This is a genomic window from Candidatus Njordibacter sp. Uisw_039, from assembly GCF_047730075.1.
In the GTDB taxonomy this organism is placed as follows: domain Bacteria; phylum Pseudomonadota; class Gammaproteobacteria; order Pseudomonadales; family Balneatricaceae; genus Njordibacter.
In genome coordinates this window covers 470001-490605 of record NZ_CP159831.1, presented here as the reverse complement: position 1 = coordinate 490605, position 20605 = coordinate 470001, and the positions used below count along the sequence as shown (strand labels likewise).

14 protein-coding genes and 2 rRNA genes are annotated in these 20605 nt (G+C 46.7%); 1 reads left to right on the top strand and 15 read right to left on the bottom strand.

Going from position 1 to position 20605, the window contains the following annotated elements:
- Window positions 1-16: 16 nt before the first annotated feature.
- From purL to guaB, 13 genes are all read right to left on the bottom strand, one after another.
- Window positions 17-3913: a phosphoribosylformylglycinamidine synthase gene (gene purL / locus ABXT70_RS02305; protein ID WP_443641570.1), complete on the bottom strand. Its 3897-nt coding sequence runs from the start codon at window positions 3911-3913 to the stop codon at window positions 17-19.
- 9 nt (window positions 3914-3922) lie between these two features.
- A complete protein-coding gene (gene tadA, locus ABXT70_RS02300; RefSeq protein WP_443641569.1) occupies window positions 3923-4471 on the bottom strand; it encodes a tRNA adenosine(34) deaminase TadA in 549 nt (182 codons plus the stop codon).
- Window positions 4472-4919: 448 nt separating this feature from the next.
- On the bottom strand, window positions 4920-5687 hold the full coding sequence (locus ABXT70_RS02295) for a metallophosphoesterase (RefSeq protein WP_443641568.1): 768 nt from the start codon (window positions 5685-5687) through the stop codon (window positions 4920-4922).
- 68 nt (window positions 5688-5755) lie between these two features.
- Window positions 5756-6931 carry a sulfate adenylyltransferase gene (gene sat, locus ABXT70_RS02290; RefSeq protein WP_443641567.1) on the bottom strand — a complete coding sequence of 392 codons (1176 nt, stop codon included), beginning with the start codon at window positions 6929-6931 and terminating at the stop codon, window positions 5756-5758.
- 84 nt (window positions 6932-7015) lie between these two features.
- Window positions 7016-7177: a hypothetical protein gene (locus tag ABXT70_RS02285; RefSeq protein ID WP_443641566.1), complete on the bottom strand. Its 162-nt coding sequence runs from the start codon at window positions 7175-7177 to the stop codon at window positions 7016-7018.
- A gap of 82 nt (window positions 7178-7259) precedes the next feature.
- Window positions 7260-7772 carry an FKBP-type peptidyl-prolyl cis-trans isomerase gene (locus ABXT70_RS02280; RefSeq protein ID WP_443641565.1) on the bottom strand — a complete coding sequence of 171 codons (513 nt, stop codon included), beginning with the start codon at window positions 7770-7772 and terminating at the stop codon, window positions 7260-7262.
- 20 nt (window positions 7773-7792) lie between these two features.
- Window positions 7793-8170 carry a hypothetical protein gene (locus ABXT70_RS02275; RefSeq protein WP_443641564.1) on the bottom strand — a complete coding sequence of 126 codons (378 nt, stop codon included), beginning with the start codon at window positions 8168-8170 and terminating at the stop codon, window positions 7793-7795.
- Between the two features lie 126 nt (window positions 8171-8296).
- A complete protein-coding gene (gene aprA, locus ABXT70_RS02270; RefSeq protein WP_443641563.1) occupies window positions 8297-10165 on the bottom strand; it encodes an adenylyl-sulfate reductase subunit alpha in 1869 nt (622 codons plus the stop codon).
- A complete protein-coding gene (aprB, locus tag ABXT70_RS02265; protein WP_443641562.1) occupies window positions 10165-10644 on the bottom strand; it encodes an adenylyl-sulfate reductase subunit beta in 480 nt (159 codons plus the stop codon). The genes aprA and aprB overlap by 1 nt, the downstream gene beginning before the upstream one ends.
- Before the next feature lie 62 nt (window positions 10645-10706).
- Entirely contained in the window at window positions 10707-11549 is an 843-nt protein-coding gene (locus ABXT70_RS02260; RefSeq protein ID WP_443641561.1) for a hypothetical protein, read from the bottom strand.
- Window positions 11550-12147: 598 nt separating this feature from the next.
- Window positions 12148-12345 (bottom strand): hypothetical protein, encoded by a 198-nt coding sequence (locus ABXT70_RS02255; RefSeq protein ID WP_271541783.1) that lies wholly within the window; start codon window positions 12343-12345, stop codon window positions 12148-12150.
- A 39-nt stretch (window positions 12346-12384) separates the two neighbouring features.
- Window positions 12385-13959: a glutamine-hydrolyzing GMP synthase gene (guaA, locus tag ABXT70_RS02250; RefSeq protein WP_443641560.1), complete on the bottom strand. Its 1575-nt coding sequence runs from the start codon at window positions 13957-13959 to the stop codon at window positions 12385-12387.
- 92 nt (window positions 13960-14051) lie between these two features.
- Complete coding sequence (gene guaB / locus ABXT70_RS02245) at window positions 14052-15521, bottom strand: IMP dehydrogenase (RefSeq protein WP_443641559.1); 1470 nt, start codon at window positions 15519-15521, stop codon at window positions 14052-14054.
- Window positions 15522-15673: 152 nt separating this feature from the next.
- Here guaB and xseA point away from each other — a divergent pair, with 152 nt between their 5' ends.
- Entirely contained in the window at window positions 15674-17008 is a 1335-nt protein-coding gene (gene xseA / locus ABXT70_RS02240) for an exodeoxyribonuclease VII large subunit (RefSeq protein WP_443641558.1), read from the top strand.
- Window positions 17009-17357: 349 nt separating this feature from the next.
- On the opposite strand, the gene rrf is transcribed toward xseA, so the two are convergent.
- Both rrf and ABXT70_RS02230 read right to left on the bottom strand, forming a co-directional pair.
- Window positions 17358-17473, bottom strand: a 5S ribosomal RNA gene (rrf, locus tag ABXT70_RS02235).
- Between the two features lie 168 nt (window positions 17474-17641).
- Window positions 17642-20530: ribosomal RNA gene (locus tag ABXT70_RS02230) — 23S ribosomal RNA — on the bottom strand.
- Between the last annotated feature and the right edge of the window lie 75 nt (window positions 20531-20605).

The following is a 20605-nucleotide window of genomic DNA, read 5'->3' as shown; positions in this document are numbered from 1 at the left end:
TCTCAAAATTAACCTTTTAACCTACCCATACACGGGCGTTGCGGAACATGCGCATCCACGGCCCATCTTCACCCCAAGCACTGTCTACCCATGAATTAGTGCAGCTACGGTACACTCTCTCTGGGTGTGGCATCATGATAGTGACTCGACCGTTGGCCGCAGTTAATCCAGTAATGCCATTCACTGAACCATTAGGATTAGCTGGATAGTTTTCTGTGACTTGGCCATAGCCATCCACAAACCTAAGTGCAACCATGCGTTCACAGACTTGACGCTGTTCATCACTGGCAAATTCTGCGTGGCCTTCACCATGAGCGATTGCAATAGGCATATGCGAGCCAGCCATCCCCTGTAGGAAAATGGAGTCGTTGTCTTGTACTTGAACCAGCGCCGTTCGGCCTTCAAATTGCTCCGATTGGTTACGCACAAAGTGTGGCCAATGGTCACTGCCAGGGATTAATTCATGTAAGTTAGATAACATCTGGCAGCCGTTACACACGCCTAAGGCAAAGCTATCTTGACGCTGAAAGAAGTTACTAAATTCCTGTCTTGCAAGGGGGTTAAACAAAATTGATTTGGCCCAACCTTCCCCCGCACCTAAAACATCTCCGTAAGAGAAACCACCACAGGCTACCAAACCTTTAAATTCACTCAACGCACGACGCCCTTCTAAAATGTCACTCATGTGTACATCTACACAATCAAAACCAGCTTTAACGAAAGCTGCAGCCATTTCTAGCTGACCGTTCACTCCTTGCTCACGCAGTATGGCAACACGCGGGCGTTGGCCATTAGCGATAACATCAGCGGCAATATCTTCATCGCTGTTGTAAGTGAGCAATGAGTTAAGACCTGGATTATTAGCATCTAACAAGGCATCATATTCTTGTTGAGCACAGTCAGCGTTATCGCGCATGGTCTGCAGATGATAGCTGGTCTGCGCCCATGTACGATGTACTTGTGTTCTTGAATCCACCAAGACCTCTTCACCCTCTATGGTGAACCGTATTTGGTCGTCATCGTTAAGGTGACCAATCATCCGACTTTGCTCTGCTAAACCGCATGAACTTAGCTGACGTAATACCTCAGCACAGTCCTTGTTCTTTACTTGCAACACTACACCGAGTTCTTCGTTGAACAACCAAGCCAACAAGTCATCGGCATCACTGATCATTTCTGCACATTCAATATCAATACCCACGTGCCCAGCTAAGGACATTTCCACTAAGGTGGTGTATAAACCACCGTCGGAACGATCATGGTAGGCTAATAATAATCCATCTTCATTCAGGCCTTGAACAGCACTAAACAAGCCCAGCAAATCTTCAGCATCATCCAAATCTGGGGTGGTGTCGCCCAACTGGCTATACACCTGTGCTAAACACGAGCCTCCTAAGCGGTTTTGTCCGTTACCTAGATCTACCAAAATGAGTGAGCTTTCACCTGCATTAGTAATTAATTGTGGTGTTAGTGTCTTGCGTACATCAGCCACTGGTGCGAAACCAGTAATGACCAAGGAGACCGGTGACGTTACACTCTTGTCCGTATCACCATCCCGCCATACTGTGCGCATGGACATGGAATCTTTGCCTACCGGAATGGAAATCCCAAGTGCAGGGCACAGCTCCATTCCCACAGCTTTTACTGTGTCATATAAAATTGCATCTTCACCAGCGTAACCCGCTGGCGACATCCAGTTGGCGGAGAGGCGAATGTCACTTATCTGTTCAATTTGAGCACAGGCCATATTGGTAATAGTTTCACCAATGGCCATACGACCGGATGCTGGCCCATTAATTAAGGCTAGTGGTGTACGCTCTCCCATGGCCATGGCTTCACCCGTTGTGGAATCTAAAGCGGTGGTGGTTACGGCACAGTCAGCCACAGGCACTTGCCACGGACCAACCATTTGTTCGCGGGCCACCATACCGGTAATAGAACGGTCACCTATGGTAATCAAAAAACCTTTACTGGCGACCGTGGGCAGATTCAATATGCGTTTTGCTGCTTCAGGCAAATCCACTTTAGAAAGATCTAGCGCTGGTAATTCAACTTTTTGACGCTTAACGTCTCGGTGCATTTTAGGCGGTTTACCAAATAATACAGACATCGGTAGATCAACAGGCTGGTCATCAAAGTGTGTATCACCCAAAGATAAGTGGTGTTCTTGGGTGGCTTCACCAACAACTGCATAGGGGCAACGTTCACGAGCGCAAAGTGCAGTAAAGATGCCCATGTTTTCCGGTGCCACAGCCAACACATAGCGCTCTTGAGCTTCGTTACACCAAATAGCAAGGGGCGACATACCCAGCTCATCGTTATTGATATCACGGATATGGAACGCACCACCACGGCCACCATCTTTAACTAACTCTGGAAAGGCATTAGATAAACCACCAGCACCCACATCGTGGATGAAACTAATGGGGTTATGGTCTCCCATTTGCCAACAGCGGTCGATCACTTCCTGACAGCGGCGCTCTAGCTCTGGGTTATCTCGCTGCACTGAGGCAAAGTCTAAGCTTTCAGCACTAGCTCCAGAATCCATAGAGGATGCAGCACCGCCACCCAAACCAATTTGCATAGCTGGACCACCTAAACAAATTAATTTATCACCTACCCCTACTTCACCTTTTTCTACATGGTCAGCTCGAATATTACCCATGCCACCTGCAATCATAATAGGCTTATGGTAGCCACGAACTTCTTGCCCGTTCACACCTTCAACTTGGGCTTCGTAGGTACGAAAATAACCATTGAGCGCAGGACGGCCAAATTCATTATTAAAAGAAGCGCCACCAATAGGCCCTTCCAAGATAATATCTAAGGCAGAAACAATGCGGGCTGGTTTACCATAATCCACTTCCCAGGCTTGTTCAAAACCCGGAATACGTAGGTTAGATACACTGTACCCTGTAAGGCCAGCCTTCGGCTTAGAGCCTTTTCCTGTTGCGCCCTCATCACGGATTTCTCCGCCAGAACCCGTAGCTGCACCAGCAAACGGAGCGATAGCGGTAGGATGGTTGTGGGTTTCTACCTTCATCAATAAATGAATGTCTTCTTGGTGGTAGGCGTATTGCTGATCTTCTGATTTTGGGAAGAAACGGCCAGCTTTATGGCCTTTAATGACAGAGGCATTGTCTATGTAGGCAGAAAGCACACCTTCACCGTTAAGCTCGTTGGTATTCTTAATCATCTTAAACAATGACAAGTTTTGGTCTTCGCCATCAATAGACCAACTGGCGTTGAATATTTTATGTCGGCAATGTTCTGAGTTTGCCTGGGCAAACATCATCAGTTCCACATCTGTTGGGTTACGGCCTATATCATCAAAGGCATCAACAAGGTAATCAATTTCATCCTCAGCCAAGGCCATGCCTAAATTAACATTAGCGCGAACTAACGCTTCGCGACCACCTTTTAGAATATCAATCCGTTCTAGAGGAGCGGGTTCAGTTTGTACAAACAAACCTCGTGCTTGATCTAGTGCAGTTAAGGTTTGTTCTACCATACGATCATGTAATACGGCTGTAGCCAGTGTGTATTCTTTAGCCGATAAAGGCTCAGGCGCTGCTAGATAAAAAGCTGTACCACGTTCAATACGTTTTATTTGTTGTAAACCACAGTTTTGGGCAATGTCTGTCGCCTTACTAGACCAAGGTGAAATAGTGCCTAAACGAGGAATCACCAATATCAGGTTATCGCTCATATTTTGTCCAGCCACATTAGGACCATAACGCAGTACTTTATTGAGCTTATCGCCTTCTTCTTGAGACAACTCACCATCTACCAAAATAAAGTGCATAAACTCTGCGTATACAGCCTCAATATTAGGCAGCGCATGTTGCAAACGAGAAAGCAGGCGTTGGTTACGGAAGTTGGACAAGGCGGGTGCGCCGCGAAGAATTAACATGGTAGGCCTCTAGAGAACTGCATCTTTGGATTGATCTATAACAGGTATAGAACTAGCTACAGCGGTTTTTTCAGCTTTATGATGCAAGCGTCGCTGTTTAAAAAAATTGCTCAGCATAGCACTGGATTCATCGGCCATAAGGCCTGATTCAACCTGCACTATATGATTGTAATGGGGCAGCAACAGCAACTGTAATTGACTAGCAACAGCGCCAGCCTTAGGCTCGGTTGCGGCATAAACAAGTCGTTGAATACGCGCATGAATTATAGCGCCAACACACATAGTACAAGGTTCTAGTGTGACATAGAGATCACACCCACTAAGGCGGTAATTGCCGATAGATTGAGCCGCCTGCCGCAAGGCCATGATCTCAGCATGGGCACAGGGGTCGTGAGCACTAATAGTTTGATTGTAGCCTTGGCCGATAATTTGACCTTCATGCACCACTAATGCACCAACCGGAACCTCACCAATTTGCGCCGCTTGGGCCGCCAGCTCCAAGGCCTGAGCCATGAAGTCTTGGTCTGTGAAGGCTGCGGTATGGGTATTGGCCTGCATGGTCTAGTCTCTATGGCTACAGTGGCGCCTTATTCCCACTCGTAGTAATCCAAATTAAATCCATAGTAATATCAATTACTTATATGTACCTAATAAGCACTGTGTAGGAAATGTGTTACAACCTTCCATGGTGAACGATGTTTACACATCTATGTTCGTGTTCGAATTCAATAGCTTACGCTTTTATAGCTGCACATTGTACGACGAAAATGCGATATAGGAAACGCTTAAATCACCTCACTTAAAGGCAATTTTACGTTTGCGGAAGTCTAATATTGAATGGCCGTACTCCAGAGGTGGTAACTGAAAAGTAGGTTTTGCTATGTTGATGATTAGTATAAATCTCTAAGTAGACAGCCTTGCCAGAGTAACCTATTAATTAGGGAAGCCTATTACTTGCCTCTATCATTGGGGAAGGCCAAGGAGCATTCGATTGTCAGCGAATTAATTAGGCATCCTCTAATATCCTACAGACCATGGTTTTACTTTTAAACTGGATGCCATCAAATTTATGGATATGATAAACAGGCCGAAGTTCTGCGCCTTCGGGTACATCACCAAAACGGAGATCGATGGCGATACTGGGAACGGTACTGGCCGGAACGCCAAGGATTTCACCGTTCGAATTACGGTGGGTATGGCCACAGAAAAGTTGTTTTACTTGATCGTGTTTTTTCAAGACACGGGCCAAGTGATCCACTTTATCCCAATCGTCGAACTGAAATCGATATTTGGAGTTAACAATCTCAAAGGGCGGATGATGCATGAAAAGTGCGGTCGGCTTCTGCGGCTCTTCCGCCAGTATCCGGCTAAGGGCATCAGCGCGTTCCTGGCAATAATCACCCATGTTAGTAGTCGCGCAAAGGGTATCCAAGGCAATCAGACGAACTGGGTAATCGTCGATACTATATTGCAGGAACCCTGAACCAGGTGCAATGTCACGGCCTGTACGGAAGTTCTTGGCAATCAGGTTTCGATCATCGCGGTTGCCAGCACAGACATGAAGCGGCACGCGGATATCGCCAAGGATCGTCAAAGCCAAATCGTATTTTTCTTGGGAACCGTTGTGTACCACATCACCCGTATGAATGACGATGTCGGGGGCGGGGTTCAGATTATTAAGGTTGTCAACCACGCACCGCAGATCTCTGAGTCGGTGTTCCAGCATGTCAGATTGTGGATCTATATGGCTGTCGGAGATTTGGGCTATTATCATTGCATCAATATTCTAGCAGAATATGTACGCCCTAAAAGGTTCCTGTTAGGGCGTACCATGAGCATTAATTAAACTTGGCTGTCGTAAAATTTTCGCAGGACAGTGACAACCTCTGGTCGAGCGAATTTAGTGGATATTTCCTCACCGTTCGATAGCATTTGACGTTGGCGCGTGCCAGATACATTAACCCTGAATTTTTCATCATGAGGACATGTCTTAGCTGTCGCCATACCATCACAGACTTCACAATAGAAAGTAATGTCAATTTTTAGAGGCTGAGTTACCAAGGCACCGTCCCACAAAGTATCGAAAATGTGGTGAGCATCAAAGGGCCCATAGAAATCATCTACGCCAGCGTGATCACGCCCAACGATCAAGTGTGAGCAACCAAAATTTTGCCGTATCAACGCATGAAACAGAGCTTCTCTGGGTCCAGCGTAACGCATCTCAATTGGATAGCCCGCCTGAACAGCTATGTTATCCTTAAAATATTTATCAACCATGACTTTGATGGCTTCGACACGCACAGGTGCTGGAATGTCACCGGGTTTTAATTTGCCTAAAACCTGGTGAATGAAAACACCATCAGTCACATCAATAGCAATTTTCACCAAAAATTCGTGACTGCGATGCATCGGATTTCGAGTTTGAAATGCCGCCACTTTCGACCAACCCATTTCCTTAAATAAAGCTCGACTCGCTTCCGGACGAATATAGAGATCGCCAAATTCATTCGGAAACCAACCTTCTTCGATAACTTTTACGGAACCACCTAAATTGACTGGTGGCTGTGCCATGACCTTGGCAACACCTGGGTGGCTTTTATCCATAGTGCCAAAGACTTTGTCACACTGCAGAGCGAGATCTGGTGTATATTTATCTTGAACCGTCAGTATGCCCATAATTTGCTGGGTTTCACCATCAATTAACGCCACTTGTTGGCCAATTTTCACCTGATCTGCTTGGGTTTGCTTAGCTGAAAGCGTAACCGGGATTGGCCAAAACAAGCCATCGGCCAATTTCATATCTTCGCAGACGCCACGCCAATCTGCTTCCTTCATAAAACCATCGAGCGGTGTATAAGCGCCCATTGACAACAACAATAAGTCACAGACCTCACAACTACTCATTGGGATTTTCACCAAGCTTTCAGCTCGAGAAATTTCTTGGGCTCTAAGGTCTTCTGAGATCAGCAGAGGCTTTAAAGCCACTGCACCGTGGGGTGGGACTAAATTAGTCATCATTTGTTCCTTTTTTATTCTTATGGTGCCCATCCAGAACCAGAGAGAAATATCCCTGAATACCCACACCGCTAAAAATTAGGCTGGTTATGGCTTTTTCGGTGTCGTGTATTCCGCCACTTTATGGAACGGCTCCCAGACAACCTCATATCCAACAAAACCGGTTTTACTGGGCTCTTTCCGACGGGTTGTCATAAATTTGGACTTACCATCCGGCACGGGTCGTTTTTCTTTTGGTTGATCACTCATAATTTTTACCTCGATGAATTTGATTCAGTCGTTACAGATTAAAGTAAATATTGCCTCTTAATAACAAGAAGTTTGGAACATATTAGTGAAGTGGCACCGTGAGCGCTTCAGGGATATCAGGCCCTTTATCGATGGGACCACCAGCTTCAATCTCCTCTTCAACTGCGTCCCGAACTCCAAGAATCTCTAGGTTAAAATTAACCATCCTGCCACAAAGTGGATTATTGCCATCGACAGTTAATGTTTCATCATCGATCCTAGTGACAATGAAACTTTGCTTCTCACCTTTTTCATTTTCAGAATGAAGGGTGGTGCCAACTTCCCTATATTGTTTGGGAACATTCTCTAACCGATCTGTAAACACCAGTGATTCGTCTCTGGGACCATAAATTTGATTACAATCAATGGGCACCTCAATCACGTCACCAGCAGATTTTCCTTCCAGTTCCTTTGTAACAGCGGGTGCCAGAATATCATTTACCCCGTGAACATAACCGATCGGAAATTCGACAGCGACAAGGACCTCCCCTGATTTTTGATCGACCACGCTGTATGTCAGCTCTACATACTTCGTGTCTTTAATTGTCTCGTTCATATTAAATTCGTTTTTCATAATCAAAAGATGGAGGCCCCAAAAATTTTAATGTCTTCATCTTCGTATCCAAGGACCAGTCTACCGAGCCACTCACCCTCCTTTTTCGTACTGCGTTGCCGATAGAGCACAGTTACATGCACGCCACGACGGATGGTACCGATGAACTCAATCGACTCGGACAGGTTCCTTGTCAATTCGCTATTTGCGAATTGTTTGCCCACCTCAATTTCGTTCAACCCTCGTACCAAATTTTCAGAAAAATACTTTACAAACTCTCCATATTGTCCAGTGTTCGAGGCATGTAAAAGATGACTCCATAGCGGGTTGGCTATAGCAAGAATTTCATCGTCTGTTTTATCGGTGACGCTCCGAGTATTTGTCGATGCTATAATGCTCATGTGTAGTTCTTTATCCTAGTCAAACGTAAGCCCGGCAGGCCCGACAAAAAGACCCAAACGAGACGCACTTACCGCTTTGGTTGTAGCAAGCAGGAGTTACATTTAAACTCCTGCTTGTATTATCCGTTACTCACCATCCTTAACAAGGTGATAAACAGGCGCCTTTTCCATGGTGTACTCACCAGTTTCAGGATCACGACGTGAAACTGTCAGCACATGCCAATTCTCATCATCCAGTTTCATAGCATCACCACGATAATAATAGCCAGGCCAGCGGGTTTCTTTACGGAACATTGTATGCTGCGTAACACACTCAGCCGTGCGGTGACGATGCATTAGCTCCCAAGCTCGCAGTAACTCATGAAAATCACACGCCGCAAGCTTCTGTAGGTCCTCTTCCATAATCTTAAGTTTTTTGAGGCCAATGCCCAGCAATTTCTCATTAGTCATGTAGCTAACAGTTGCACCACCACAGTACTCGTCCATCAGCTTCTGCAAACGGTCAAGCCCCTGCCGTGGATTGATATAATTAGGATTAACATCCCCAGCAACAACTTCGTTACGGTAGATTTTGTAATGCTCCATTGGCTTAAAAACTATTTCCTTAAGTTCGTTGATCCGTTTGTCCGATACAACGATACCTTCACCCTTGCCATCGTCTATGTAGCGACAGGCTGCCTTGGCAGAGAGGCGTCCTTCAGTGAAGGAGCCCGACGAGAAGGCGTGCGGCGTTCCGCCAACAGCGTCACCAGCACCGAACAAGCCTTCAATGGTCATCATACGGTTGTAACCCCAAAAATATTCTGGTGGGGAAACATCCTCAGGGCCAGAGCACCAAGCTCCACTACCCGTTGCATGCGAACCCATGACGTAGGGTTCTGATGTAGTCAGCTCTGGATTTTCATGTTTGGGATCCACATCTGTTGCGGCCCAAAGTACTGCTTGGCTTATCGTCATCCCCAAGAAATTTTCCCAGCCTACTTCCTCTAGGTGTGGATCTTGGAAGGCTTCCATGGTGACCATGTGGATTGGGCCTCGACCGGCGTTTACCTCAGAGATCATGGCATGGTTGCGTAAACACGTCGGGATTGGCCGGTGTGTCTTGTGAGACAGTTCCGGATCAAGATATTCCTTGCCAACCATTTCTTGCAGTTGTGGCCACCACTTGGATTCGAACTCTTCGCCCAATCCATTTTGGGTATAGGTTTTAAGATGCAGAAAGTAGGCTCCCACGGGACCAAAACCATCCTTGAAGCGGGCCAGCACAATGCGGTTTTCCATCTGAGTCATTTTAGCGCCAGCTTCGATCATTAAACCGTAGGCAGAACCAGAAGACCAAGGGGCATACCAAGTACGGCCCATACCTTCTCCAGTCGAACGTGGCTTAAAGATGTTTGAGGCGCCACCAGCACCACAAATAACCGTCTTGGATTTAAAAACGTGGAAGTCTCCAGTACGAACATTGAATCCTACCGCTCCAGCAATCCGGTTTTCCTTAACTTCGTCCATGAGCAAGTGGGTAATACAAACACGGTTATAAACCTTGTCTGCATTCTTTTTCGCAGCCTCAGCCACAATCGGCTTATACGATTCTCCATGGATCATTATCTGCCAACGGCCTTCACGCAGGTAAGAATCTTTCACGGGATCCTTCATGATGGGGAGGCCCCACTCTTCAAACTGGTGAACAGCAGAGTCTACATGCCGGGCCATATCAAATAAGAGGTCTTCACGAACCATTCCCATCAAGTCTATCCGTGCGTACTGCACGTGATCTTCTGGGTTGTTCTCGCCAAAGCGCGTACCCATATAACAGTTGATTGCATAAAGCCCTTGGGCGACAGCGCCAGAGCGATCAATATTGGCCTTTTCGGCAATGATAATTTTCTTATCTTGGCCCCAGTACCTGGCTTCAAAAGCTGCACCGGTGCCACCTAGACCTGCACCGGCGACTAAAACGTCGATATTATCTTCTACGATTGTCTTGTAGGCCATCAGTAATAAACTCCCTGTTTCAACGTGAGACCATTAGATTCCAGTGTGTGGAGGCCTCCATCGTCAAATCGGATATATTTCGGTTCGTTGAACAATAACTCGCCATCACGCTGCTCTTGGGTGGGTCCCACAACTTCCTTAAGATTTGGTGTGCAACTACCCCAGGGCTTGGTGGTGATTGGAGAAAGAAAGCTCTTCTCCCTGCCGTCTCTATACTTCACACTCCACGCTATGGTTCCTTTGTCCTCATCTCGGTCCACTCGGACACTATGCCCAAGTGGGGAAAAGTCTGCATAACCCCGAACGTCAATGGCATTTTGAGGGCAGGCTTTTACACAAGAGAAACATTCCCAACAATGTGTGGGCTCAATATTGTAAGCGCGGCGGTTGGTCTTATCGATGTGCATGATGTCAGATGGGCAAATATCTACGCAATGCCCACAGCCGTCGCACCGGGTCATGTAAACAAAAGTTGGCATGATATATTTCCTCTCAGTGATATAATTAGAAGATTTGAATTAGAATGCTTTAAGGTGTGGGCCTAGTAATGACTAGGCTTTTCACGCTTGATGCCAAGTCCCATAGATAAGGGGGCATCCTTGAGTAATTCCATGGAGTGACTATCGCGGACCGCGGGATTGGTCCGGTCAACAGGCTCAGGGAGGTTATTGCGTGCACCGCTTGCCTCAGACATTTTCTTCTCTAGGGCAGCAGCCGGCTTGAAGAACATGTGGGAAAACTTGGACCAGGGAACTGATCCGAACAACACAGTTGTTGTGAGTATGTACAAGCCAAGGAAAAGAATTTCCCAAGTGGCGTTTCCAGTTGTTTGGGCATAGGCCCAGACAAGAGCGAATGTCGTACTCAACGTGAGCGAGACAACAAACAGGTCAGCCCTCACTAAACGGAATGGCGAATTTCCTTCTGAAGAAACATCAACCCGAATGAAAAACCAGAACCAGAACCCACCAACACTAACCATCAGGGCACCAAGGTGCCAAAGATTTGCTAAAATCACTGGCGTGGCAGAGTCTGTATAGCCAAACGCCATAATCGCCGTAGCAGCTACATATGCAATAAATCCATACATCGTTAGAAGGTGTGCAAGTTGTCGGCGCGTACTACAGTCACCTAACTCTGCAGAAGTTAAACCATCTATGGCTGTTTGAATAGCCACTGAAGCTTTCTTGCCACCACTGACTTGATGTTTTGCATTAGCCTTCGATTTCTGCCAATTATTAAAGAAGTATTTAGCACTCCTCTTATGCACGATGTCGAATAAAGTACCACCGGCAACTAGGAGCGCCATAACTATAATATAAGTTTGAATAATGGTGGAGTCTATCGAGGCAGAAAGCTCGACAAAAGGATTGATGTTATACATTAAATTAACTCTTTTATTATTTTGTTATATAGTTATTCATTAATAACATTTTTCCTGCTGGCTTGTATAGTATATTGTCTTTATGGCTTAGTAGATGACTTCAATCATACCTTGGAATTAAGTAATGGCTACCGATAATTAGAGCCATCTATGGCCAGTGATATTGACTGGCGCTATAGCCTCGAAATATCCAACACATTCAGTATTCTTGCATTTTCAAGGACTTCCCTATAACAACAAGAGCCTAAATATTTAAGCCCAGCGTTGGAAAGGCAGCCGAACGTAGCGAAACTACCGATGCAGTAATTGGGGACGCCATGCAGGGATTAGCGTTGTCAATCAAAAGGGAATGGAGAGTAGTGTTGTTCTTCAATAGCCGGCAAAAGACCAATAATGCTCAAGAGTATTAACTTAAAGGAAGGTTTTTTGAATGTTTTTTAAGAAACTAATACATATAAGTCAGCGAGTTACGTGTTAATAACTATTCCCACTCAATGATAACAGTCTTGTAAATCATTGATTTAATTGTATTTTCTGAAAACTTCTCAAGTGCTTCTCAAGTGTGCTTCTCAAGTGCTTCGCAAGTTTGATGTTTTCATCAAACTTTATAAAAAGATTCAAAATACATTTCTCTATCATTTTTAAGCATTCCAGCAGTTTCGTCCATAAATTTATTTCTATCAATTCTTGTTTTAAAAACCCATATACAAATTGTATCTTTACTATGATAAATCGCTTTTAATTCATCATCAATATCACATATTTCCTGAGGAATTTCTGTTTTGATACAAATCATAATTTTATATAAGTCATTGATTTTACTATATTTTTCAGGTTATTCCCACTCAATAGTGGCTGGCGGTTTACTAGAAACATCATAGGCAACGCGGGAGATGCCAGAGATTTCGTTAATGATTCGTCCAGACACTTTTTCTAATAGTTCATAAGGCAAGTGGGCCCAACGAGCAGTCATAAAATCTATAGTTTCCACAGCCCTTAGGCTCACTACCCATTCATAACGACGACCATCACCCACCACACCTACGGATTTAACGGGTAGGAATACCACAAAGGCTTGGCTGGTTTTATGATACCAACCCGAAGCATGTAATTCTTCCATGAAGATCGCATCAGCCAAACGCAGAATGTCAGCGTATTCTTCTTTCACTTCGCCTAATATGCGCACACCAAGGCCTGGCCCTGGGAATGGATGACGGTAAACCATGTCGTAAGGTAAACCTAACTCTAAACCAATTTTACGAACTTCATCTTTAAATAATTCACGTAATGGTTCCACTAACTCAAAGGCCATATCATCTGGCAAACCGCCCACGTTGTGATGGGATTTAATGACATGGGCTTTACCCGTTTCTGCAGCGGCAGATTCTATGACGTCTGGATAAATAGTGCCCTGAGCAAGCCACTTAACGTTGGTGATTTTAGTTGCTTCCGCATCAAATACATCGATGAAGGTATTACCAATAACTTTACGTTTGGCTTCTGGGTCTGATACACCCTTGAGATTACCTAGGAACAGTTCTTGTGCATCAACACGAATAACACGCACGCCCATGTTGTCAGCGAACATCTTCATTACCTGATCGCCTTCGTTTAGACGTAACAAACCATTGTCTACAAATACACACACCAACTGATCACCAATGGCCTTGTGCAGTAAAGCGGCAACAACAGAGGAATCTACACCTCCAGAAAGACCAAGTAATACCGTGTCTGACCCTACTTTTTCACGCACCGTAGCAATAGCATCATCAATAATATTGCTAGCAGTCCAGAGGCCTGCACAGTTGCAGATTTCACTAACGAAGCGTTCCAGAATAGCGCCACCTTGTTTGGTGTGTGTGACTTCTGGGTGGAACTGTAATCCGTATAAGCGTTTATCTTCGTTGCTCATGCCTGCAATAGGCGCACTTTCTGTAGAGGCCATACAGGTAAAGTCTATTGGCATTTGTGTGACCTTGTCACCGTGGCTCATCCATACATTAAGGCTGCATGCGTCAGCTTCAACTTCGTCATGGATGCCTTTAAGCAAAGCGCCCGTTGTTTCTACTTGCACACTAGCATACCCAAATTCACGCTGGTCGGATGCACTTACCTTGCCACCTAACTGCTCGGCCATGGTTTGCATACCGTAACAAATACCTAACACAGGAATATCCATATGGAAGACGATTTCTGGTGCTCGAGGACTACCAACTTCGGTCACAGACTCTGGACCGCCGGCAAGAATAATTCCTTTAGGTGCAAACTCACGAATGGCTTGTTCTTTCATGTCATAAGCACGAATTTCGCAATAAACGCCAATTTCTCGTACACGACGGGCTATAAGTTGCGTATATTGTGAACCAAAATCCAAGATGAGAATCCGTTGTGCGTGGATATCCTGCATCATGTGTAACTCCGTGAGTGGGTTGTAGTTGTAGTTGTCTTTGAGTTTCCACAACCAAAATTAATTAAAGCCGTAAGCCAATTATATAGCCCGGCTCACTTAGCCCGATAATTAGGTGCTTCTTTGGTAATGGTAACGTCATGCACATGACTTTCGCTCATACCCGCACTGGTAATCCGTGTAAAGATTGGGATGGTGCGCATTTGTTCCATGTCAATACAGCCGGTATAGCCCATGCTAGCGCGTAAACCACCCATCATTTGATGTACGATAGCGGCCATTGGCCCCTTACATGCTACGCGCCCCTCAATACCTTCAGGTACTAACTTTTCTACGCCAGCGTCTGTGCTTTGGAAATAGCGATCGCTAGAACCTTGGTTTTGGCCCATGGCGCCAATAGAACCCATACCGCGATAAGCTTTATAAGCACGGCCTTGATATAGTTCTACTTCGCCTGGTGCTTCATCGGTACCGGCAAGTAAACTGCCGGCCATAACCACGCTTGCACCAGCAGCGATTGCTTTTGCCAAGTCGCCAGAATACCGCACGCCACCATCGGCTATAACTGGAATGCCACGAGGAGTCATAGCCGCAGCCACGTTGGCAACTGCAGTGATTTGAGGAACACCAATACCAGCAACAATCCGTGTGGTACAGATAGAGCCAGGGCCAATACCTACTTTAACGCCATCTGCACCTGCGTCTGCCAAAGCTTCAGCGGCGGCTGCCGTAGCAATATTGCCACCAACTACTTGCACTTGTGGAAAGTTAGTCTTAACCCAGCGAACCCGCTCAATAACGCCAGCAGAATGACCATGGGCAGTATCAACGATAATTAAATCTACCCCCGCCTCGACCAACGCAGTGACGCGGTCTCCTGTTTCTGCGCCCGTGCCCACTGCGGCTCCAACCCGCAAACTACCTTGCGCATCTTTACAGGCATTTGGATAAGCTTTGGCACGATACATATCTTTAACAGTCATCATGCCTTGCAGAGTGAAATCATCACCCACTACTAATACACGTTCAATACGGTGTTTACGTAATAAGTTACGTACCGTATCCTGATCTGCACCAGGTTCTACGGTGACTAAATTTTCCTTAGTGGTCATGATAGTGTCAACGCGTGCATCAACATGGTTTTCAAAACGCATGTCGCGACTAGTAACAATCCCTACCAATTGGCCATTATCCACCACAGGAAAACCAGAAAATCCGGTTTGGGCAGCTAGGCTTTGCAGGTCACCTACAGTCATGTCAGATGAACAAGTGACTGGGTCTTGAACCACGCCACTTTCGTGCTTTTTAACGCGCCGAACTTGCTCGGCTTGCTCTGCAATAGTAAGGTTTTTGTGAACAATACCAATACCACCTTCTTGGGCCATGGCAATAGCAAGACGCGCCTCGGTCACAGTATCCATAGCGGCAGAAACGAGAGGTATATTTAAGGGTAAGTCGCGGGCAATGCGGGTTTGTAACTGGACATCTTTCGGCAGCACCTCTGAATAGCCAGGTACTAAGAGTACGTCATCAAATGTGAGCGCTTCTTCGGCAAGTCGTAGCATAGGTGCGTCCTTTTTGAATGGTTAAAGGAAACGCCATATTATACCGGAACAAAGGCCCTTTTGACCACTATAAGCTGTTTTTTTAGGCACTCTTTTGTACATTATTTTAGTGTATGATTTAGTTTGTTTTCTAGACTGTAGAGTAGTTACTTATGACAGACACACCACGCATTTGGCAAGTAAGCGAGCTTAACCATGCCGCTAGGAACTTGCTTGAAACACGTTTTGGTATTGTCACAGTTAGCGGTGAAATTTCTGGCTTTACACGGGCCCGTTCTGGTCACTGGTATTTTCGCTTAAAGGACATGGATGGCCAAGTAAGCTGCGCTATGTTTCGTAATAAGAACTTATACTGCCCATTCGAGCCCAAAGAAGGCGACCTGGTTCACTTTAAGGCCAAGGTTAGTCTTTATCCAGATAGAGGGGACTACCAGCTTATTGGTGAACAGATGCAACTTGCTGGCAGCGGCAATTTGCAACAGGCTTTTTTAGCCCTAAAACAAAAGCTCCTCGACGAAGGTCTTTTTAATGAGCAGCATAAACGTGCCATACCTAAGCACTGCCAGCGCATTGCAGTGATAAGTTCTGAAAACGGTGCTGCTATATATGACTTTTTGAAGGTATTACAGCAGCGCATGCCGAGCTTAGCGGTAGACTTATTACCAGTAACAGTGCAAGGACAGAACGCGGCCAGCGAAAGCGTAGCGGCCATTGAACTGTGCAACCTTATGGGACAACATGATGTTATCGTTCTTACCCGAGGAGGAGGCTCTATTGAAGACCTCTGGAGCTACAACGACGAGCACCTTGCCCGGGCCATCTACTCAAGCAGGATACCAACAGTAAGTGCAGTGGGCCACGAGACTGACTTCACCATTGCCGACTTTGTGGCCGATTGCCGGATGCCTACGCCGTCAGCTGCTGCCGAATTGGTCAGCGCAGATCAGTCTGAATTAGTGCATCGTGTACAGCAACTTGAACGCCTACTAGGGCAACAGTGGCAGAAGCATTTACAGAACCAACAACTTAACTTATCTCGCCTTCGTGCACTGTTACAGCACCCAGGACAAAAACTCAACGATCAAAGCCAACGCCTAGATCACTTGCAAGTACGGCTAGAGCAAGCTTCCCTGAAGCAGCTTCAAGCTAAGAAGTCTTCCTATGATCAACAACACAGCAAGCTTATTAACCTTAGCCCAGGTACTGGCATTGAAGCCCACATTAAAAATACCATACAGCTAAAACAGCGACTAAAAACCGCTCAGCACTCTAGTTTTGAGCGGCGCTTACAAAGGTTCACTGGACTCGCGGCTCAGCTTAACCAATTAAGCCCGCTGCACACTTTGTCCCGCGGTTACAGTGTCACGCAAAATATGCAGGCACAGGTGGTTACTAAGATAGGGCAGATTGAAGCTAAGCAAGCATTAAAAATTACTCTATTGGACGGCCATGCCCAAGTCATCGTCGATAGTGTGTCGCAGAGGTAGGGGTGATATTGGATCGGTGTGTGGCAGCGTAGCTGCCCTGTCTTTATCCATGTGAGAGTAACTCATCGCTTTCCTGCGCCCAATAAAAAACCCCTAGCTTTTTGGACTAGAGGCTCTTTAGTACTGAATGGGAAGCTTGGCGATGGCCCGGTCAGGGCCTCAGGCCCTGCCGTTCGAGTGGCGCAAAGCGGTGCTTTGCCAACTGCGCCAGTCTCACCCTACTATCACATGATTTGTGGCAGCGTAGCTGCCCTGTCTTTATCCATGTGAGAGTAACTCATCGCTTTCCTGCGCCCAATAAAAAACCCCTAACTTTTTGGGCTAGAGGCTCTTTAGTACTGAATGGGAAGCTTGGCGATGACCTACTCTCACATGGGGAAACCCCACACTACCATCGGCGCTAAGACGTTTCACTTCTGAGTTCGGAATGGGGTCAGGTGGTTCCATCTCGCTATGGTCGCCAAGCAAAAAAGGGTGAATGAAGATCGTTAAATCACCATCCATGAATTTGTGATATTGAGTTTAGGCACTACACTAATGCGCTTATCGAGGGCTTACCCGTCGTATTATCGTAAACCTAATGGTTTGTACTGGGTACTTATGTACCAGCTTGTACAACGCTTTTGGCGTTATATGGTCAAGCCTCACGAGCAATTAGTATTGGTTAGCTCAACACGTTACCGTGCTTACACACCCAACCTATCAACGTCCTAGTCTTGAACGGCTCTTTAGGGAGTTAAACTCCTGTGAGATCTCATCTTGAAGGGGGCTTCCCGCTTAGATGCTTTCAGCGGTTATCCTGTCCGAACGTAGCTACCCGGCAATGCCACTGGCGTGACAACCGGAACACCAGAGGTTCGTTCACTCCGGTCCTCTCGTACTAGGAGCAACTCTTCTCAAATCTCAAACGTCCACGGCAGATAGGGACCGAACTGTCTCACGACGTTCTAAACCCAGCTCGCGTACCACTTTAAATGGCGAACAGCCATACCCTTGGGACCGGCTTCAGCCCCAGGATGTGATGAGCCGACATCGAGGTGCCAAACACCGCCGTCGATGTGAACTCTTGGGCGGTATCAGCCTGTTATCCCCGGAGTACCTTTTATCCGTTGAGCGATGGCCCTTCCATTCAGAACCACCGGATCACTATGACCTACTTTCGTATCTGCTCGACGTGTCTGTCTCGCAGTTAAGCATGCTTATGCCATTGCACTAACCTCATGATTTCCGACCATGATTAGCATACCTTCGTGCTCCTCCGTTACTCTTTGGGAGGAGACCGCCCCAGTCAAACTACCCACCACACAGTGTCCTCGATCCGGATTACGGACCTGAGTTAGAACCTCAAACATACCAGGGTGGTATTTCAAGTTTGGCTCCACGATGACTAGCGTCACCGCTTCAAAGCCTCCCACCTATCCTACACAAATAGGTTCAAAGTTCACTGTGAAGCTATAGTAAAGGTTCACGGGGTCTTTCCGTCTAGCCGCGGATACACTGCATCTTAACAGCGATTTCAATTTCACTGAGTCTCGGGTGGAGACAGTGTGGCCGTCGTTACGCCATTCGTGCAGGTCGGAACTTACCCGACAAGGAATTTCGCTACCTTAGGACCGTTATAGTTACGGCCGCCGTTTACCGGGGCTTCGATCAAAAGCTTCGCTTGCGCTAACCTCATCAATTAACCTTCCGGCACCGGGCAGGCGTCACACCGTATACGTCCACTTTCGTGTTTGCACAGTGCTGTGTTTTTAATAAACAGTCGCAGCCACCTGGTATCTTCGGCCGCCGTCAGCTTAGGGAGCAAGTCCCATCACCAACAGCGGCGTACCTTCTCCCGAAGTTACGGTACCATTTTGCCTAGTTCCTTCACCCGAGTTCTCTCAAGCGCCTTGGTATTCTCTACCTGACCACCTGTGTCGGTTTGGGGTACGGTCACTCAATATCTGATGCTTAGAAGCTTTTCCTGGAAGCATGGCATCAACCACTTCAGTCCTAATGGACCTCGTCATCACGCCTCAGCCTTAAGGGAATCCGGATTTACCTAAACTCCCAGCCTACACGCTTAAACGCGGACAACCAACGCCGCGCTGGACTAGCCTTCTCCGTCCCTCCTTCGCAATATTGAGTGGTGCAGGAATATTAACCTGCTTTCCATCGACTACGCTCTTCAGCCTCGCCTTAGGTGCCGACTCACCCTACCCTGATTAGCATTGGATAGGAAACCTTGGTCTTCCGGCGGGGGAGCTTTTCACTCCCCTTATCGTTACTCATGTCAGCATTCGCACTTCTGATACCTCCAGGATGCCTCTCAGCTTTCCCTTCAACGGCCTACAGAACGCTCCTCTACCACGCATGTAAACATGCGTCCGTAGCTTCGGTGGTATGTTTGAGCCCCGTTATATCTTCCGCGCAGGCCGATTCGACTAGTGAGCTATTACGCTTTCTTTAAAGGATGGCTGCTTCTAAGCCAACCTCCTAGCTGTCTAAACCTTCCCACATCGTTTCCCACTTAACATACACTTTGGGACCTTAGCTGACGGTCTGGGTTGTTTCCCTTTCCACGACGGACGTTAGCACCCGCCGTGTGTCTCCCGTGATTGCACTCATTGGTATTCGGAGTTTGCATCGGGTTGGTAAGTCGGGATGACCCCCTAGCCGAAACAGTGCTCTACCCCCAATGGTGAGACACGAGGCGCTACCTAAATAGCTTTCGAGGAGAACCAGCTATCTCCGGGCTTGATTAGCCTTTCACTCCGACCCACAGCTCATCCCCGCATTTTTCAACATACGTGGGTTCGGTCCTCCAGTTGATGTTACTCAACCTTCAACCTGGCCATGGGTAGATCGCCCGGTTTCGGGTCTAATCCTAGCAACTATACGCCCTATTAAGACTCGGTTTCCCTACGCCTCCCCTATTCGGTTAAGCTTGCTACTAAAATTAAGTCGCTGACCCATTATACAAAAGGTACGCAGTCACAGAACAAGTCTGCTCCCACTGCTTGTACGTACACGGTTTCAGGATCTATTTCACTCCCCTCACAGGGGTTCTTTTCGCCTTTCCCTCACGGTACTGGTTCACTATCGGTCAGTCAGGAGTATTTAGCCTTGGAGGATGGTCCCCCCATGTTCAGTCAAGATTTCTCGTGTCCCGACCTACTCGTTTTCATCCAAAATGCCTTTTCGCGTACGGGGCTATCACCCACTATGGCGTAACTTTCCAGCTACTTCCGCTAAAACAAAATGAACTTAAGGGCTAATCCCCGTTCGCTCGCCGCTACTAGGGGAATCTCAATTGATTTCTTTTCCTCGGGGTACTTAGATGTTTCAGTTCTCCCGGTTCGCCCCCTATACCTATGTATTCAGTATAGGGTACCCAGCTTATGCTGGGTGGGTTTCCCCATTCGGATATCTCTGGATCATAGGTTGTTTACCACCTCCCCAAAGCTTTTCGCAGGTTACCACGTCCTTCATCGCCTCTGACTGCCTAGGCATCCACCGTGCACGCTTATTCACTTGACCATATAACCCAAAAGGGTCGCAGTAATTCTGACAAATTACCTTCAATCAAGCTTACGATAAACCCTCAACTCGCTA

Excerpts from the sequence above, each read along its gene's own strand:
- purL (WP_443641570.1), bottom strand. The coding sequence starts at position 3,913 with ATGTTAATTCTTCGCGGCGCACCCGCCTTGTCCAACTTCCGTAACCAA.
- tadA (WP_443641569.1), bottom strand. The coding sequence starts at position 4,471 with ATGCAGGCCAATACCCATACCGCAGCCTTCACAGACCAAGACTTCATG.
- ABXT70_RS02295 (WP_443641568.1), bottom strand. The coding sequence starts at position 5,687 with ATGATAATAGCCCAAATCTCCGACAGCCATATAGATCCACAATCTGAC.
- sat (WP_443641567.1), bottom strand. The coding sequence starts at position 6,931 with ATGATGACTAATTTAGTCCCACCCCACGGTGCAGTGGCTTTAAAGCCT.
- ABXT70_RS02285 (WP_443641566.1), bottom strand. The coding sequence starts at position 7,177 with ATGAGTGATCAACCAAAAGAAAAACGACCCGTGCCGGATGGTAAGTCC.
- ABXT70_RS02280 (WP_443641565.1), bottom strand. The coding sequence starts at position 7,772 with ATGAACGAGACAATTAAAGACACGAAGTATGTAGAGCTGACATACAGC.
- ABXT70_RS02275 (WP_443641564.1), bottom strand. The coding sequence starts at position 8,170 with ATGAGCATTATAGCATCGACAAATACTCGGAGCGTCACCGATAAAACA.
- aprA (WP_443641563.1), bottom strand. The coding sequence starts at position 10,165 with ATGGCCTACAAGACAATCGTAGAAGATAATATCGACGTTTTAGTCGCC.
- aprB (WP_443641562.1), bottom strand. The coding sequence starts at position 10,644 with ATGCCAACTTTTGTTTACATGACCCGGTGCGACGGCTGTGGGCATTGC.
- ABXT70_RS02260 (WP_443641561.1), bottom strand. The coding sequence starts at position 11,549 with ATGTATAACATCAATCCTTTTGTCGAGCTTTCTGCCTCGATAGACTCC.
- ABXT70_RS02255 (WP_271541783.1), bottom strand. The coding sequence starts at position 12,345 with ATGATTTGTATCAAAACAGAAATTCCTCAGGAAATATGTGATATTGAT.
- guaA (WP_443641560.1), bottom strand. The coding sequence starts at position 13,959 with ATGATGCAGGATATCCACGCACAACGGATTCTCATCTTGGATTTTGGT.
- guaB (WP_443641559.1), bottom strand. The coding sequence starts at position 15,521 with ATGCTACGACTTGCCGAAGAAGCGCTCACATTTGATGACGTACTCTTA.
- xseA (WP_443641558.1), top strand. The coding sequence starts at position 15,674 with ATGACAGACACACCACGCATTTGGCAAGTAAGCGAGCTTAACCATGCC.